Source organism: Methylobacterium terrae, assembly GCF_003173755.1.
Lineage (GTDB): Bacteria > Pseudomonadota > Alphaproteobacteria > Rhizobiales > Beijerinckiaceae > Methylobacterium > Methylobacterium terrae.
On the sequence record NZ_CP029553.1, the window covers coordinates 621,898 to 636,102 of the forward strand.

General features: G+C 73.3%; 17 protein-coding genes. 8 read left to right on the forward strand and 9 right to left on the reverse strand.

Translation table 11 applies throughout. The features are described 5' to 3' along the window. Positions 1-5 precede the first annotated feature (5 nt). From DK419_RS02735 to DK419_RS02760, 6 genes are all read left to right on the forward strand, one after another. Complete coding sequence (locus DK419_RS02735) at positions 6-431, forward strand: PaaI family thioesterase (RefSeq protein ID WP_109957734.1); 426 nt, start codon at positions 6-8, stop codon at positions 429-431. 65 nt (positions 432-496) lie between these two features. Beyond that, positions 497-1,096, forward strand: coding sequence for a DUF1285 domain-containing protein (locus tag DK419_RS02740; RefSeq protein ID WP_109957735.1), 600 nt, complete (start codon positions 497-499; stop codon positions 1,094-1,096). 14 nt (positions 1,097-1,110) lie between these two features. Then, entirely contained in the window at positions 1,111-1,785 is a 675-nt protein-coding gene (locus DK419_RS02745) for a CoA pyrophosphatase (protein WP_109957736.1), read from the forward strand. 6 nt (positions 1,786-1,791) lie between these two features. Next, a complete protein-coding gene (locus tag DK419_RS02750) occupies positions 1,792-2,049 on the forward strand; it encodes a DUF6111 family protein (protein ID WP_109957737.1) in 258 nt (85 codons plus the stop codon). Continuing rightward, complete coding sequence (locus tag DK419_RS02755) at positions 2,046-3,350, forward strand: CCA tRNA nucleotidyltransferase (protein ID WP_167450822.1); 1,305 nt, start codon at positions 2,046-2,048, stop codon at positions 3,348-3,350. Before DK419_RS02750 ends, DK419_RS02755 begins: the two co-directional genes overlap by 4 nt. A gap of 295 nt (positions 3,351-3,645) precedes the next feature. Continuing rightward, complete coding sequence (locus tag DK419_RS02760; protein ID WP_109957738.1) at positions 3,646-4,419, forward strand: DUF4198 domain-containing protein; 774 nt, start codon at positions 3,646-3,648, stop codon at positions 4,417-4,419. Positions 4,420-4,428: 9 nt separating this feature from the next. Here the strand turns inward: DK419_RS02760 and DK419_RS02765 are convergent, their stop codons facing one another. From DK419_RS02765 to DK419_RS02775, 3 genes are all read right to left on the reverse strand, one after another. Then, positions 4,429-4,896, reverse strand: coding sequence for an ureidoglycolate lyase (locus DK419_RS02765; protein WP_109957739.1), 468 nt, complete (start codon positions 4,894-4,896; stop codon positions 4,429-4,431). Positions 4,897-4,935: 39 nt separating this feature from the next. Next, positions 4,936-6,531: a GMC family oxidoreductase gene (locus DK419_RS02770; RefSeq protein WP_109957740.1), complete on the reverse strand. Its 1,596-nt coding sequence runs from the start codon at positions 6,529-6,531 to the stop codon at positions 4,936-4,938. Between the two features lie 91 nt (positions 6,532-6,622). Further along, on the reverse strand, positions 6,623-8,032 hold the full coding sequence (locus DK419_RS02775) for an FAD-binding oxidoreductase (RefSeq protein ID WP_109957741.1): 1,410 nt from the start codon (positions 8,030-8,032) through the stop codon (positions 6,623-6,625). 344 nt (positions 8,033-8,376) lie between these two features. Between DK419_RS02775 and DK419_RS02780 the strand changes: the two genes are divergently transcribed. Together DK419_RS02780 and DK419_RS02785 are read left to right on the forward strand one after the other, a co-directional pair. Further along, positions 8,377-9,696, forward strand: a complete 1,320-nt coding sequence (locus DK419_RS02780; RefSeq protein WP_109957742.1) for a S8/S53 family peptidase — start codon at positions 8,377-8,379, stop codon at positions 9,694-9,696. Positions 9,697-9,713: 17 nt separating this feature from the next. After that, a complete protein-coding gene (locus tag DK419_RS02785) occupies positions 9,714-9,965 on the forward strand; it encodes a hypothetical protein (protein WP_162561128.1) in 252 nt (83 codons plus the stop codon). Positions 9,966-9,974: 9 nt separating this feature from the next. Here the strand turns inward: DK419_RS02785 and DK419_RS02790 are convergent, their stop codons facing one another. The 6 genes from DK419_RS02790 to DK419_RS29005 form a co-directional block, all read right to left on the reverse strand. Then, a complete protein-coding gene (locus DK419_RS02790; protein WP_109957744.1) occupies positions 9,975-10,772 on the reverse strand; it encodes a shikimate dehydrogenase family protein in 798 nt (265 codons plus the stop codon). 5 nt (positions 10,773-10,777) lie between these two features. Next, a complete protein-coding gene (locus DK419_RS02795; protein WP_208642271.1) occupies positions 10,778-11,491 on the reverse strand; it encodes an FAD-binding oxidoreductase in 714 nt (237 codons plus the stop codon). Between the two features lie 13 nt (positions 11,492-11,504). Beyond that, positions 11,505-12,110 (reverse strand): sulfite oxidase-like oxidoreductase, encoded by a 606-nt coding sequence (locus DK419_RS02800; protein ID WP_109957745.1) that lies wholly within the window; start codon positions 12,108-12,110, stop codon positions 11,505-11,507. Between the two features lie 14 nt (positions 12,111-12,124). Beyond that, the gene (locus tag DK419_RS02805; RefSeq protein ID WP_280953923.1) at positions 12,125-13,573 is read right to left on the reverse strand and encodes an SNF2-related protein; all 1,449 of its coding nucleotides are present in this window, start codon (positions 13,571-13,573) and stop codon (positions 12,125-12,127) included. 130 nt (positions 13,574-13,703) lie between these two features. Next, on the reverse strand, positions 13,704-13,946 hold the full coding sequence (locus DK419_RS02810; protein WP_109957746.1) for a hypothetical protein: 243 nt from the start codon (positions 13,944-13,946) through the stop codon (positions 13,704-13,706). An 81-nt stretch (positions 13,947-14,027) separates the two neighbouring features. Further along, positions 14,028-14,204 (reverse strand): hypothetical protein, encoded by a 177-nt coding sequence (locus DK419_RS29005; protein WP_167450823.1) that lies wholly within the window; start codon positions 14,202-14,204, stop codon positions 14,028-14,030. Position 14,205 lies beyond the last annotated feature (1 nt).

The following is a 14,205-nucleotide window of genomic DNA, read 5'->3' on the forward strand; positions in this document are numbered from 1 at the left end:
CCCCCATGACCTCCCCCGATTCCGACCCGACCGGTTGGCGTGCCTTCGACGACGAAGGCTTCCTCTCCCTCGTCGGCCCGGTCCTGCTGCGCGAGGCGGGCGAGGCGGTGAGCTTCGCGTTCCGGGCCGAGCCCAAGCACGCCAACCTGATCGGCGTGGTGCAGGGCGGCATGATGATGACCTTCGCCGACCGGGCGCTGGGCTTCGCCGCCATGCGGGCGGCCGGCGGGGCGAATTGCGTCACGGTGCAGTTCGAGATGCAGTTCGTCTCGGCCGGGCGGATCGGCGAGACGGTCACGATGACGCCCGAGGTGGTGCAGCGTACCAGCAGCCTGGTCTTCCTGCGCGGCGACGCGCGCTGCGACGGGCGCATCGTCGCCACCGCCACCGGCGTGTGGAAGATCCTGCGGCGGCGGCCGGAGGGCGCCTGACGTCCGGATTCCTCGCGGAAGACCGGCCCGTACACAAGCCGCTCCACTCCGCTATGTAGTGCGGGATGACGCACGATCCGAACGGCGCCCCGCCCGGCGGGGTCCTCGAACGCCTCACCGCCGCCCTCGGCGCGGAGGGCTCGCGACGCGGGCCGCCGCCGGTCGAGCGCTGGAACCCCGACTATTGCGGCGAGATCCCGATGCGGATCGCCGCCGACGGGACCTGGCACTACAACGGCAGCCCGGTCTCCCGGCCGGCCCTGGTCAAGCTCTTCTCCACCATCCTGCGCCGCGACCCCGACGGGCGCACGGTGCTGGTGACGCCGGTCGAGCGGGTCGGGATCGAGGTCGAGGACGCGGCCTTCCTGGCGGTCGAGATGGCGGTGGAGGGCGAGGGCGAGGCCCGCGCCGTCGCGTTCCGCACCAACCTCGACGACGTCGTGCCCCTCGACGACGCCCACCCCTTACGCTTCGAGCGCGACCCGGAGGGCGGCTTCAAGCCCTACATCGCCGTGCGCCACGGCCTCTGGGCCCGGGTCACCCGGGCGCTCACCTACGACCTCGTGGACCTCTGCGAGGAGCGCGAGGAGGGGGGCGAGCGCTGGTTCGGGCTGGCCGCCGGCGGGCGCTTCCACCGCATCGCCAAATCATCCGAATTGTCGTGACCGGCCGAGCTGTCGTGACCGATCTCGCCGCGCCGCAAGTCCTGGACCCGTCTGCCCTCGACGCCTTCCTGGAGCGCGCCCGGGCGCGCCTGCGGCCCGAGCCGCCGGGTCCGCACGACGATACCTCCAACCCGAGGGGCGACCACGACCTCGAGCCCGACGTGCTGGAGGCCGCCCTGGCGCGCCCGCCCCGGCTCGCCGCCGTGCTGGTGCCGGTGGTGCCGCGCGACGACGGCGTCTCGGTGCTGTTCACCCTCCGGTCGGCGCACCTGCGCGACCATTCCGGCCAGATCGCCTTCCCGGGCGGCAAGATCGATCCGGGCGATCCCTCCCCCCTCGCGGCGGCCCTGCGGGAGGCGCAGGAGGAGATCGGCCTCGATCCCGCGGCGGTGACGCCGCTCGGCTACCTCGATCCCTACCTGTCGGGCACCGGCTTCCTGGTGACGCCGGTGGTCGGGCTGGTGGCGCCGGACGCCTCCCTCGCCCTCAACCCGCACGAGGTCGCGGAGGCGTTCGAGGTGCCGCTCGACTTCCTGATGGATGTCGCCAACCACGCCCTGCACAGCCGGGAATGGCGCGGGCGCCAGCGGCGCTACTACGCGATTCCCTTCGGCGAGCGCTACATCTGGGGCGTCACGGCCGGTATCGTGCGCAACCTGTACGACCGGCTCCGCGACGTGGACGAGTGATCCGGAATGGCCCGCGCGCTGATCGACGACATGCTGCTGTTCCTGCTGCCCTTCGCGGCCTTCGGCCTCTGGCTGGTGCTGAGCCGGCGCAACCCCTTGCGCTGGGCGGCCTGGAGCGACCAGGCCGTGCGGCTCGCCATCGCGGGCGCCGCCCTCGTCATCGCCTCCTTCGTGGTGGTGGCGCTCACCGCCGAGCGGCACCAGGACGGCTTCGTGCCGACCCATATCGAGAACGGCCGGGTGGTGCCCGGGCAGTTCCGGTGAACCTCTCCGTCGAGCACCCCGCCCTCGACGAGGCCGCCTTGCGGGCGGTGCTGGCGCGGCCGCGCCTCGCCCGGGTGCTCGCGGCCCTCGAAGACCCGGGCGAGGAGACCCGCCTCGTCGGCGGCGCGGTGCGCGACGCGCTGCTCGGCCGCCCGGTCGCCGACATCGACCTCGCCACGACGCTCCTCCCCGACGAGGTGGTGCGGCGGGCCGGCGCCGCCGGCCTCAAGCCCGTGCCGACCGGCATCGCCCACGGCACCGTGACGGTGGTGGCCGAGGGCGAGCCGTTCGAGGTCACGACCCTGCGCGAGGACATCGAGACCGACGGGCGCCACGCCGTGGTGCGCTTCGGCCGCGACTTCGCCCGCGACGCCGCACGGCGCGACTTCACCGTCAACGCCCTGTCGGCCGATCCGGCGGGCCGCGTGCACGACACGGTCGGGGGCCTGCCCGACCTCGCCGCGTCCCGGGTGCGCTTCATCGGCGAGGCGCGCCAGCGCATCCGCGAGGATTACCTGCGGGTCCTGCGCTTCTTCCGCTTCCATGCCCGCTTCGGCACCGGCGCCCCCGATCCGGAGGGCCTCGCCGCCGCGATCGAGGCCCGGGACGGGCTGGCGCTCCTCTCCCGCGAGCGGGTGCGGGGGGAACTCCTGAAGCTGCTGGCCGCGCCCGGAGCGCCCGCCGTCACGGCGGTGATGCAGGGCACGGGCCTGCTGCCGCGCCTGATCGACGGGATCGGCGACCTCGGCCGGCTCGCGCGGCTGGCCGCCGCCGAGACCGAGCCGGACCCGGTGCGCCGCCTCGCGGCGCTCGCGGTGCGCTCGAGCCCCGATGCCGAGCGCCTGCGCGAATCCTTGCGCCTGTCGAAGGCCGAGCACGCGCGGCTCGCGGCGTATGCCGGCGCCGAGGCCGCCCTGCACGGGGCGCCCGATCCCCTCGGGCCGGCGGAGATTCGGCGGCTGGTCGCCCTCCACGGGGCGGGTGCGGTCGCCGATGCCGCCCTGGTCCTGTCGGGCGAGCCACGGCCGGTCGTCACGGCCGAGGCCGCCGCCCTGCTGGCGCGCTTCGGCGACGGCCGCGATCCCGTGCCGGTCTTTCCGGTCACCGGGGCCGCCCTGGTGGCGGCGGGCGCGCCGCCCGGCCGCGGCCTCGGCCGGGGTCTCGCCGCCGCGCGCCGGGCCTGGCTCGACGCGGGCTGCCCGGGCGACGCGGCCGCGAAGGCGCGGCTGCGCGGGATCGCCCTCGCGGCGGCTCTCGGAACCGGCGAAGATGCCGCCCGTTCGCCCCGTCTCAAGGACTAACATTACCGGGTTCGGCCGGAGAGAGTGGGGCGGAATGGCGCGGATCGCGGTGGCACTCGGGGCGGTGGCCGTGGCCGTCGCCGGATCGGTGGCGCTGTCCTACCTGGCGGAAGGCGCCCGCCGGACGCGCCAGGGCCAGCAGGCGCGTCCCACCTGAGGGCGGAAGGGATGAGGGCGATCGGGAGCGGTTTGGCGCCGGATGCGTTATGATGCCTTGCCGCCGCGGGCCCGCGGCGCGCCTCGCATCCGCCCGCACGGGGCGCCCCCGGCGCCGGCCCGAGGAGTTCGACCGTCGATGCAGCCCCCGCTCCGCACCGTCCTGGCCGCCGGCCTCGTCCTCGCGACAGCGGGGCCCGGCCGCGCGCAGGAGCTGTGGCTGACCCTCAGCACCGTCGAGTCCGTGCCCCAGGTCCGGGTCAATTACGGCCACCCCTCGAAGCGCGAGGCGCCGGCCCCGGCCCAGCTCATCGACCTCCTCGCCCTGACGCAGGACGGGGCTGCGAGCCTGCGCGGCGCCCTCAAGCCCGCCCCGCCGGAGGTGCCCCCCGCCCTGCTGGCGCCGCTCGGCACGAAGCCCGGCCGCACCCTGGTCGCGGCGACCTTCGACGCCGGCTACTGGACGACCCTGCGCGACGGCACCCAGCTGAATGCCAGCCGGCGCCTGGTGCCGCAGGCCCGCTCGAGCCTGTGGTCGGTGAAGTACGCCAAGGCCGCCTTCGGCCCCGCCGCCCCCTGGCTGCGGGTGGTCGGCCACACGCTCGAGATCGTGCCGGTCGAGGTCCCGGGCCCGACCGCGGGGGCGATCCGGGTGCGGGTGCTGTTCCGCGGCGCGCCGCTGCCGGGGGCCGACCTCTATTACGGCGACAGCGGCATGGAGCCGGAGCGGGCCGGCGCGCCGGCCTACACCACCGATCCGGAGGGCATCGCCACGGTGCCGATCCGCAAGGCCGGCAGCCAGGTGCTCACGGTGAGCCAGACGGTGAGCCCGTCCGCCACCCCGACGCTCGCCGACGAGGACGTCTACACGGCGACCTTCGCGTTCCGGCTCGACGAGCCGTCGGTGAATTGAGGGGCGGCGTCACGCCTCCGGGGTGACCGGGGATATCGGCGCGAACACGCAATCCTCAGGGCTGCCGTCCTCGTGCACCAGCATCGCGAAGGTGCCCGGCGCCGCCATCGTGGTCATGTGCGCGTGCCAGGCGCCGCGGCGATAGACGATTCCCGTCCCGGCCGGCACCCGGAAGGCGCGCAGGGCCGCCTCGTCCGGACGTCCTCCGGTATCGGGCGCCACGACCACCAAGTAATCGCCGGCGGCGAGCGGCAGGAAGGCTTGCGCCGAGTGCGGGTGTCGCTCGAGCCGGCGCAGGGGCATCGTGGCGGCGAAGGGCTCGCTCCGGACGAGGGCGAGGTTGAGGGCCACGCCCGGGCGCCCGTTGTCGATCTCGGCCGCCCGATCCTGCCGCGGGCCGGCGGAGGGACCGACGAGCAGCGTACCGTAGGGCGCGAACGCCTCCGCGGTGATCGGCGCGATCGGAAGGGTGCGCATCGGTCAAGCTCCTGTCGGGATCGCGGTCGCTGCCGGGCGTCAGCGCCGGTCGGCTCTCACCAGGTCCGCGCCCTTCTCGGCGATCATCATCACGGCGGCCTGGGTGTTGGCCGAGACCTCGGTCGGCATCACGGCGGCGTCGATCACCCGCAATCCGTCGAGGCCGTGCACCCGCAGGCGCTCGTCCACCACCGCCTCCGGACCCCGGCCCATGCTGCAGGTGCCGACCGGGTGGTAGATGGTCTGGCCGTTACGGCGGGCGAAGTCGAGCCACTCGTCGTCCGTCCGCACGCCGTCGCCGGGATTGAGCTCGTGGGCGCGGTAGGGGTCCATGGCGGGTTGCGCGATCACCCGGCGGGCGATGCGCATCCCCTCGATCAGGGCCTCCTGGTCGGTGCGGGCGCTCAGGAAATTCGGCCGGATCGCCGGAGGGCGCATCGGGTCGGCCGAGACCGCGTGGATCGTGCCGCGGGAGTCCGGCCGCAACTGCGTCACGCCGATCGTCATGCCGGGCTCGCGGTCGAGGGTCCGGTCGGCGGCGTTGGCGTAGCTCGCGTGCATGAAGAAGTACTGCACGTCGGGACCGGCGAGCTCGGCCCTCGTGCGCACGAAGCCGTGGGCGAGGCCGGTGCCGAGGGTGAGGATGCCGCGCCGGGTCAGAAAGTACTGGCCGACCGCGAGGCCGAGGCGCCAGCCGCGGGTCGCCTCGTTGAGGGTCACCGGCAGCTTCACGCGCCAGTTCATCCGGGTCGCGTAGTGGTCGCGGTAGTTCTCGCCGACCCCCGGCAGGGCGTGGCGCACGGGGATCCCCGCCCGCGCCAGCACCTCCGGCCGGCCGATGCCGGAGAGTTCGAGGAGGTGGGGCGACTGCACGGCGCCGGCGGCCAGGATCACCTCGGCCCGCGCCGTCACCCGCTCCTCGCGCCCGTCACGGCGATAGGTGACGCCGGTCACGCGGGCGCCGTCGAGGTCGAGGCGCAGGACGTGGGCGTTCGTGCGCACCGTCAGGTTCGGGCGCGAGCGGGCCGGCTGCAGGTAGGCGTCCCGGGCGCTCCAGCGCCGGCCGTTGCGCTGGTTGGCCTGGTAGTAGCCGAAGCCCTCCTGCGAGGCGCCGTTATAATCGGGGTTCTCGGGGTAGCCCGCCTCGGTCCCGGCGCGGATGAAGGCGTCGGCGAGCGGGTTCCTCACACCGACCCGGGTGACGTGGAGCGGGCCGCCGCGGCCGCGCAAGGCAGGGTCGCCGCCCTCGAAATGCTCGAGCTTGCGGAAGTAGGGCAGCACCTCGTCCCAGGACCAGCCGCGGTTGCCGCTCTGGGCCCAGGTGTCGAAATCCTGCTTCTGGCCGCGCACGAAGATCATGCCGTTGATCAGCGTCGAGCCGCCGAGCCCCTTGCCGCGGGGCACCACGATGGCGCGCTCGTGGGTGTTGGGCTCGGGCTCGGTGGCGAAGCGCCAGTTGAACGCCGCCCCGGTGAGGAGCTTGGGGAATCCCGCCGGGATGCCGACCCAGAACCCCCTCCCCTCCCCGCCCGCCTCGAGCAGCAGCACGCGGGTGCGTCCGTCGTCGCTCAGGCGGTTCGCCAGGACGCAGCCCGCGGTGCCACCGCCGACGATGACGAAGTCGAACGCGTCCATGATCCTCCCCCGGGGTCGATTCTTCGTTGTGCGCGCCGGCCTTAGCCCTCCCCCGCAGAGGGGGGGGAGGGTTCACCCGCGCGCCTCCCTCCTATCCTCGCGCCAAGACCTTCCCGGGATTCAGCAGCCCCTCCGGGTCGAGCGCGGCCTTGATCCGCCGCGCCAGCGCCATCTCGTCCGGGTGGCGGTGGCGGGCGAGCTCGGAGACGCGGTACTGGCCGATGCCGTGCTCGGCCGAGATGCTGCCGCCGTAGCGGTCGACCACCCCGTGGACGAGGGCGTTGATCGCTTCGGACGAATGGTCCGGCCCGATCAGCACGTTGTAGTGGATGTTGCCGTCGCCCATGTGGCCGAAGGCGTTGACGCGGGTGCCGGGCGCGCCGGCGGCCAGCACCCGGCCGGCCTCGTCGAGGAAGGCGGGGATCGCGGTGATCGGCACCGAGACGTCGTGCTTGACGCTCCTGCCGGCGCGGGCCTCGCACTCGGTGACGTGCTCGCGCAGGGCCCAGAGCTCGGCGGCCTGGCGGCCGGATTCCGCCAGCACCCCGTCGGTGGCGTCCTCGCGCTCGAGCGCGGTGCCGAGCACGCCCTCCATCGCCTCGCGAAGCCCCGAGAGCGAGGAGGCCGCCTCGATCAGCACGGTCCAGCCCGCGGCGCCCACCGGGCTCCTGAGGCCCGCATGCTCCTCGACGAGGCCGAGCGAGGTGCCGGAGATCAGCTCGAAGGCCTGGATGCTGTCGCCGATCTCCTCCTGCGCCAGGGTGAACAAGCGGAGCGCCGCCGCCGGATCCGGCACCGCGAGCAGGGCCGTCGCGCTGTGGCGCGGACGGGCGACGAGGCGCAGCACCGCCGCCGTCACGATGCCGAGCGTGCCCTCCGTGCCGATGAAGAGCTGCTTCCAGTCGTAGCCGGCATTGTCCTTGCGCAGCGCCCGGAGGCCGTCGACGGTGCTGCCGTCGGCGAGCACCACCTCGAGGCCCAGCACGAGGCCGCGGGTCATGCCGTAGCGCACCACGTTGATCCCGCCCGCATTGGTGGCGATCACGCCGCCGACGAGCGCCGAGCCCTCCGCCGCGAAGCTCACCGGCAGGAGCCGCCCGGCGGCCTCGGCGGCGTCCTGCGCCACCTTCAGCACGCAGCCGGCCTCGGCGGTCAGGGTCAGGCCGACCGGGTCGATCCCCCGGATCGCGGTCATGCGCGCGAGCGACAGCACCACCTCCCGGCCCGAGCCGTCCGGCACGGCGCCGCCGGCAAGCCCGGTATTGCCGCCCTGGGGCACGAGGGCGGCCCCGGCCTCGGCGCACAGCCGCACCACGTCGGCGACCTCGGCGGTGCTCGAAGGGCGCACCACGCAGGCCGGCCGGCCCGGGAACAGGCGCCGCCAGTCGATCGCGAAGGGGGCCATGTCGGCCTCGTCGGTGAGGAGGCCGGCGGGGCCGAGGCACTGCCCGAGGCGGTCGATCAGGGTCTCTCGCGGGACCGGCTGGGCCTGAAAGGTCATCGGCGTCCTCCGACGGGTCGGGCGGCGTTGGTCATGATGGTGCCGGCCTCGCCCGGATGAATGACGGGGTCAAGCCCGGTCAGGCGTCGCGGCCTGGGCGCGGAGGTTCCAGGTCGTCTGCGGTCGCGGCGTCAGATGTGCGCAGAATGGTCTCCTTGATCGCCTCCGTATCGGGGACGGAAACAGCCTCGCCGACCGTTCTCCCGGCCATCGAGATCCTGCGACAACTGATCGCCATGCAAGCAGTAGTCGTGAATACCACGATCCGGATTTTTCCCCATAAATCGCTTGTGTTAACAAAATTTTTACCTAATAAACCTAGTTGATACTCCTTGGAGACAGTGATGTCCGAACGGCGCGTAATCCTGGTATTGCCGGCGCGAGAGGAACTGCGCAATCCTGCCATGATGCGGATAAGCGGCAACGACGGCAGGATCAGAACGCGGGTATCCGGGATCCCCGCTCGTGCCGAGCTCGACACGGACTTTTCGCCGGTTCCCCTCGGGCAGATCGGCCACACCGCCAGGCTCGAACTCTCGTCCGCTGCCGCAGCGCCGTACTTCGCGGTCCGTGCGACCATCGACGACGCCAACGACGTGCCGTCGACGACGACGGACGGCGCCGCGATCTTCTCGGACCCGCAGATCGCCGCCTTCGCCACCCCGCCGGGCTGCTCGACCGCCCCGATCGGGACGCGCGCGGACGTCGAGCGTCGCCTCGACGTGGCGGGCCTCGCGGCCAAGCAGCTCGACGGGTCGGGCGTGGGGATCGCCGTGATGGACGACGGCATCAACCTGGCGCACCTCGCCGGCAAAGGCATCGCGGCGGCGCTCGACGCGTCGGTCACCTGGCCGTCGCTCACCTGCCCTCCGGGCCAGCATCCAGTCGGTCACGGAACGATGTGCGCCTACGGTGCGCTTATCGCCGCCCCGAAGGCGACCCTGCTCGACTTTCCGATCCTGCGGTCGACGGCCATCGGCGGCAATCCATCGGCCGGGTTCCTGAGCGATGCCCTCCAGGCCTACGCGAGTCTCATCCCCCTGGTGAGCGGGCGGAAGCGGCGCTTCAGATCTCTCGTCGTGACGAATTCCTGGGGCCTCTATCACGAGAGCTGGGACTTCCCGGGCGGCCATACGGGACGATACGTCGACAACCCGGACCATCCGTTCAACGTGATCGTGGGGGCCCTCAGTCGGTACGGCGTGGACATTCTCTTCGCGGCCGGCAATTGCGGCGCCGGCTGTCCCGATCCGCGCTGCCAGGGCGTCGTCAAGCACACGATCATGGGCGCGAACGCTCATCCGGACGTGATCACCGTGGCAGGCGTCACCACGGGCGGCCGGCGGGCGGGATATTCGTCACAGGGGCCGGGAATACCCGGCATGGTCTATGCCAAACCCGACCTGTCGAGCTACACGCACTTCCTCGGATCGGAGGCCTGTGGGCCCGGCACGGCGGATGACGGAACCTCGGCCGCCTGCCCGGTGGCGGCCGGCTGCGTCGCCGCGATCCGGACCAGAGTGCCGCCTACGATACTCGGGCCTCGCGATCTCGCGCGCGAATTGAAGTCCGATACCAGCAGCCGCAGCGCTGCGGGCTGGAACCGCAACTTAGGATATGGGATTCTCGAGCCGCTTCGAACCGCCACGCGTCTCGGGCTATGACCTCAAGGAGGTCGTTCTTGGATACTGACGAAGGCGACACAGTTCTCATGACCGTCCGGGCGACGCGCCGTCCGCCCTCGCTCCAGCAGGCTGCCCGCTCGCTCGGCGTGCGGCAATCCGACATGGACCGAGCCTTCGGCGTCGTACCGATCGATCCCGATCGCGGCCTCTTCGCGGTCAAGGTGCGAAGCGCCAGCGTGGCGGTTCAGGGGGAGGCGGGTGGCAACCGCTTCTCCAACCCCCGTATCGCTCCGTTCGGACGGAAATAGCGTCTCCGCTCAGGGCCGCATCCGCAGGAAATCCGCCATCAGGGCGAGCTGGCCCTCCAGCATCGGCAGGCCCGGATGGGTGCGGCAGCCCCGGTCCGCGGCGGCGGCGAGCAGCGGGGTCTCGGCCGGCTGCATGATGATCTCGGCCACGAGCTGCTCCGGGCTCAGCCCGGCGGGGTCGAGCGGCAGGGCATCGTCGGGCCTCAGGCCGAGCGAGGTGGCGTTGACCACGAGGTCGTGCCCGGCCGGGTCGGGGCCGCCCTGTGCCAGCGGCAGGTCGGGATGGAGGCGGCGCAGGCGCGCGAACAGGTCCTCGACCCGCGCCGCCGTGCGGTTGTGGACGGTGAGGCGCGTCACTCCCGCCTCGGCGAGCGCGAAGGCGATGGCGTTCGCCGCCCCGCCGGCCCCGGCGAGGTAGGCGCTGCGGCCGCGGGGCTCGTGGCCCGCCGCCCTCAGGCCCGCGACGAAGCCGGCCCCGTCCAGGATCTCGCCGACGAGGCGGCCGTCGGGCTCGCGCCGCACCGCGTTGACGGCGCCGACGAGCCGCGCCGCGTCGCTGACCGCGTCGAGGAGCGGCACGATCGCGGTCTTGTGCGGCACGGTGACGATCGCGCCGCCGAAGCTCCGCACCGCCCGCAGGCCGGCGAGCACCGTGGCGAGGTCGGCCGCCGCGACGTGGAGCGGCACCATCACCCCGTCGACCCCGCGCTCGGCCATGAGGCGGTTGAGGCCCTGCGGCGCCTTCACCTGGCCGATCGGGTCGGCGAGGATCGCGAAGACGCGGGTGCGGCCGGTGATCTCGGGCATGTCGCTCATCCTCCGAAGCGCTCGGTGCGGATCGTGCGGGCGGGCAATCCGGCCTCCACCAGGAGGTCGGAGACCGCCGAGACGAAGGGGTTGGCTCCGCACACGAAGGTGTGGGCCGGGGTCCCGAGGGCGGCGAGCGCCTCGGCGATCCGGGCGGCGTCGATCCGTCGCCCGTCCAGGCTCCGGGTGAGGGTCAGCATCAGCCGGAAGCCCGGCTCCTCGGCGTCGCGGCGGGTCAGCTCCTCGCGGGCGATGACCTCCTCGGCCGTGCGGGCCGAGTAGAGCAGCAGCGCCGGCACGCCGGGCGCCGCCTCCGCCCGGTGGCGCAGCATGCCGAGCAGCGGCACCACCCCGGAGCCGCCGCCGACGAGGAGCAGCGGCCCGCCCATCTCCGGATCCCACACGAAGGACCCGCCGATCGGCCCGCGCAGCTCGATCGCGTCGCCGGGCTCGGCCACGTCGGAGAAGAACCCCGAGACCTCGCCGTCGTCGAGCCGCTCGATCAGGAGGTCGATCGTCGGAAGGACCGTCGGCGAGGAGGCGATGGAATAGCTGCGCTGGGCCTGGTAGCCGTCGGGAGCGGTCAGCCGCACGTCGACATGCTGTCCGGCCCGGAACGGCCGCGACCAGCCGACCGCCAGGGTGAGGCGGCGCACCCGCGTCGTCTCGGGCGCCGCGGCGGTGATGACAGCGTCCTGCCAGGTCAGGGCCGTCGTCACGTCGACCGGGCTCTCAATCGCCGGTGAAGCGCTGCTCGCGCCAGGGATCGCCGACCATATGATAGCCGCGCAGCTCCCAGAACCCGGCCTCGTCTTTCTGCGTGAACCGCAGGCCCTTCACCCACTTGGCGCTCTTCCAGAAGTAGAGGTGCGGCACCAGGAGGCGGGCGGGACCGCCGTGGTCGGGCGGGATCGGCTCGCCGGCGTAGCGGGTCGCCACCATGCCCTTGCCCCCGACGAGGTCGGCCACCGGCACGTTGGTGGTGTAGTCGTCGTAGCCCTCGGCGAGCAGGTAGGCGGTCGGCGCCGCGATCCCGGCCGCCGCCAGGAGGTCGTCGAAGGTCACGCCCTCCCAGGCGGTGTCGAACTTCGACCACTTGGTGACGCAGTGGATGTCGCCCTTCCAGCGGGTGCGCGGCAGGGCCTCGAACTCCGCCCAGGTCCAGCTCTTCAGGGGCTTCGCGCCGTCCCGCAGGGTGAAGCGCCAGCGCGCGGTGTCGAGGCGCGGGGTCGGCCCGAGCTGCAGCACCGGGAAATCCTCGGTGAGGTACTGGCCCGGCGGCAGGCGCTCGGCCTCCGGCCGGGCCGGGCGGCGCCCCGTGAACCCTCGCGTCACCATCGAAGCCTCCTCGACTACGCCTCACCATCGATGATCCGCGCGATGGCGTCGAGGAGGGAGGTATCCTCCCCGGCCATCCTGTCCATCCCGGCCATGCGGGCGATCACGGTCGCGGCGACCCGCTCCTCGACGGTGCCCTCCGCGTAGGCGAACAGGATCGCGGCGCGCTCGCCGTCGCGGTGGCAGCGGCCCTCGATCTGGCTGAGCTGGATCGCGCTGTGGCGCATGTCGTGGACGATCAGGCTGCGCGGGCGCTCGCCGCCGGGCAGCTCGTTGCGATGGAGCGAGATCGATTCGGTGACGGTGAACACCACCGCGTCGAGCTCGCCGCGCTGGAAGGCGGTTCGTACCGCCTCGTTCGCCTCCGGGTCTCGCGTGCCGTCGATGGTGCCGGCGCGCCAGCCGCGGCCGGTGAAGCCTTGCGCCAGGGCCGCGCCGGTCTCCAGGAAGGCCACCGAGACCGCGACCTGCTCGCCGGCCTCGAGCAGGTCCTCGGCGAGGTCGAGCGTGCCGGCGACGCGGATCAGGCTCGCCTTCTGGCGGAAGCGCAGGTCCGCAGCCCAGCCGGCGGCGCGCCGGTTCGAGCCCCCGGTCAGGCCCCATTCGCGGCGGAACTCGCGCCAGGTCGCGTCGTAGAGGCGCTTCGACGGCGCATCGAGGGCGGTGGGCGCCAGGTCCCGCTGCACCTCGGGCCAGCCGGCGATGTCGGCGGGCCGCCGCCGCAGCCCGATCGCGTTCGGCCCGCGATAGAGCAGGCGCGCCATCGTCTCCTCGTCGCGGGCGTTCGGCTCCCACGACCAGTTCTGCCACCGCCCCTTGGCGCGGCCGATCTTGAGGTGCTGCATCAGGGCGCGGAAATCGGCGGTCGTCTCGACCGGGCGGCCGACGGCGTGGCCGAGCAGTGCGCCGAGATAGGACAATTCGTGCGGCGCCTGGCCGGCGGTGGCGCTGGCATAGAGCGTGAACGCCGCGGCCTCGGCCATCCGCCGGCAGGCCTGGCCCTGTTGCGAGTTCGGGTTGCGCAAGCGGTGGGCCTCGTCGAAGACTACGATCGGCCAGACGCGCTTCGGCTGGCCGAGCTTGGCGAGCTCGTTGTTCTTCGCCCGCACCGAGCGGCGGCCGCTCGCCGCCGGCAGGGCGAGGAGGGACTTGGTCCGCTCGTAGTTGATCAGCGTCACGTCCTTCGCGCCCAGATCCGAGTCGCGGATCGTGCGCCGCCATTGCGGCATCGCCCCCTTGGGACAGACGATCAGCACCGCGCGCTCGGGCATCGCCGCGACGGCGCCCCAGACCGACAGCGTCTTGCCGAGCCCGGTCATGTCGCCGAGGAGGAAGCCCGGCCGGCCCGCCTCCCGCGCCGCCAGGATGGCGCGGATCGCCTCGGCCTGGTGCGGGCGGGGGATCAGGCGGGGCGGGGCGGGGAGCGAGGAGGGAGCGGGGGCGGGCATGGCGAGGGTGGACATGGCGACGGCGGATATGGCGCCCCTATGCCCGCGGGGCGGGGTGGGGCTCAAGCCCGCGCTCCGGGCCGAAGCCCGGGAACGCGCCGCCGCGTCCGCGACCGGCAGCGTTCCTCTCCGTCCGGCTCCACCCCTAGCTCAGGCCGGTCGTCGGCGCCTGCCACGCGACGCCGGGGTGCTCGCGGACGTCGCCCGCCGTCGTGCCGGTATCGGACGTGCTGACCCAATCACCGGGCTCGGCGACCTCGACCACGTCGTCGTCCGGGTAGGCCGCTTCGAGGAACAGCTTCGCCTCGCCTTCGGCTGCCGCGCGCACCGTCACGAGCGGCCGGTCTCCCGACGGGCCGCGCACGCGTGCGATGAAGAGCTTCGTCATCGTCGTCCTCGTGAGATGTCGAGCCGGCCGCGTCGCGGCCGGCCCAGGCGCGGAGGATCCGGACGGCGCCGGAGCGCGCCGCTAACCCGTCCCCGGATCGGCCTCGACCGTCTGCCGGTCCCCCGCATTGGCGCCGGACGTGTTCGCCTCGCCGTCGCCGTCCTGCGGCACCGCCGCGACGCCCTTCAGGTCGTCGGCGGTGATCGTGTCGTCGCGGGCGGGCTTGCCGTCCCGGCCGTTCTTGCTCTGCTCCGCCATC

Excerpts from the sequence above, each read along its gene's own strand:
- DK419_RS02735 (WP_109957734.1), top strand. The coding sequence starts at position 6 with ATGACCTCCCCCGATTCCGACCCGACCGGTTGGCGTGCCTTCGACGAC.
- DK419_RS02740 (WP_109957735.1), top strand. The coding sequence starts at position 497 with ATGACGCACGATCCGAACGGCGCCCCGCCCGGCGGGGTCCTCGAACGC.
- DK419_RS02750 (WP_109957737.1), top strand. The coding sequence starts at position 1,792 with ATGGCCCGCGCGCTGATCGACGACATGCTGCTGTTCCTGCTGCCCTTC.
- DK419_RS02760 (WP_109957738.1), top strand. The coding sequence starts at position 3,646 with ATGCAGCCCCCGCTCCGCACCGTCCTGGCCGCCGGCCTCGTCCTCGCG.
- DK419_RS02765 (WP_109957739.1), bottom strand. The coding sequence starts at position 4,896 with ATGCGCACCCTTCCGATCGCGCCGATCACCGCGGAGGCGTTCGCGCCC.
- DK419_RS02770 (WP_109957740.1), bottom strand. The coding sequence starts at position 6,531 with ATGGACGCGTTCGACTTCGTCATCGTCGGCGGTGGCACCGCGGGCTGC.
- DK419_RS02775 (WP_109957741.1), bottom strand. The coding sequence starts at position 8,032 with ATGACCTTTCAGGCCCAGCCGGTCCCGCGAGAGACCCTGATCGACCGC.
- DK419_RS02780 (WP_109957742.1), top strand. The coding sequence starts at position 8,377 with ATGTCCGAACGGCGCGTAATCCTGGTATTGCCGGCGCGAGAGGAACTG.
- DK419_RS02790 (WP_109957744.1), bottom strand. The coding sequence starts at position 10,772 with ATGCCCGAGATCACCGGCCGCACCCGCGTCTTCGCGATCCTCGCCGAC.
- DK419_RS02800 (WP_109957745.1), bottom strand. The coding sequence starts at position 12,110 with ATGGTGACGCGAGGGTTCACGGGGCGCCGCCCGGCCCGGCCGGAGGCC.
- DK419_RS02805 (WP_280953923.1), bottom strand. The coding sequence starts at position 13,573 with ATGTCCACCCTCGCCATGCCCGCCCCCGCTCCCTCCTCGCTCCCCGCC.
- DK419_RS02810 (WP_109957746.1), bottom strand. The coding sequence starts at position 13,946 with ATGACGAAGCTCTTCATCGCACGCGTGCGCGGCCCGTCGGGAGACCGG.
- DK419_RS29005 (WP_167450823.1), bottom strand. The coding sequence starts at position 14,204 with ATGGCGGAGCAGAGCAAGAACGGCCGGGACGGCAAGCCCGCCCGCGAC.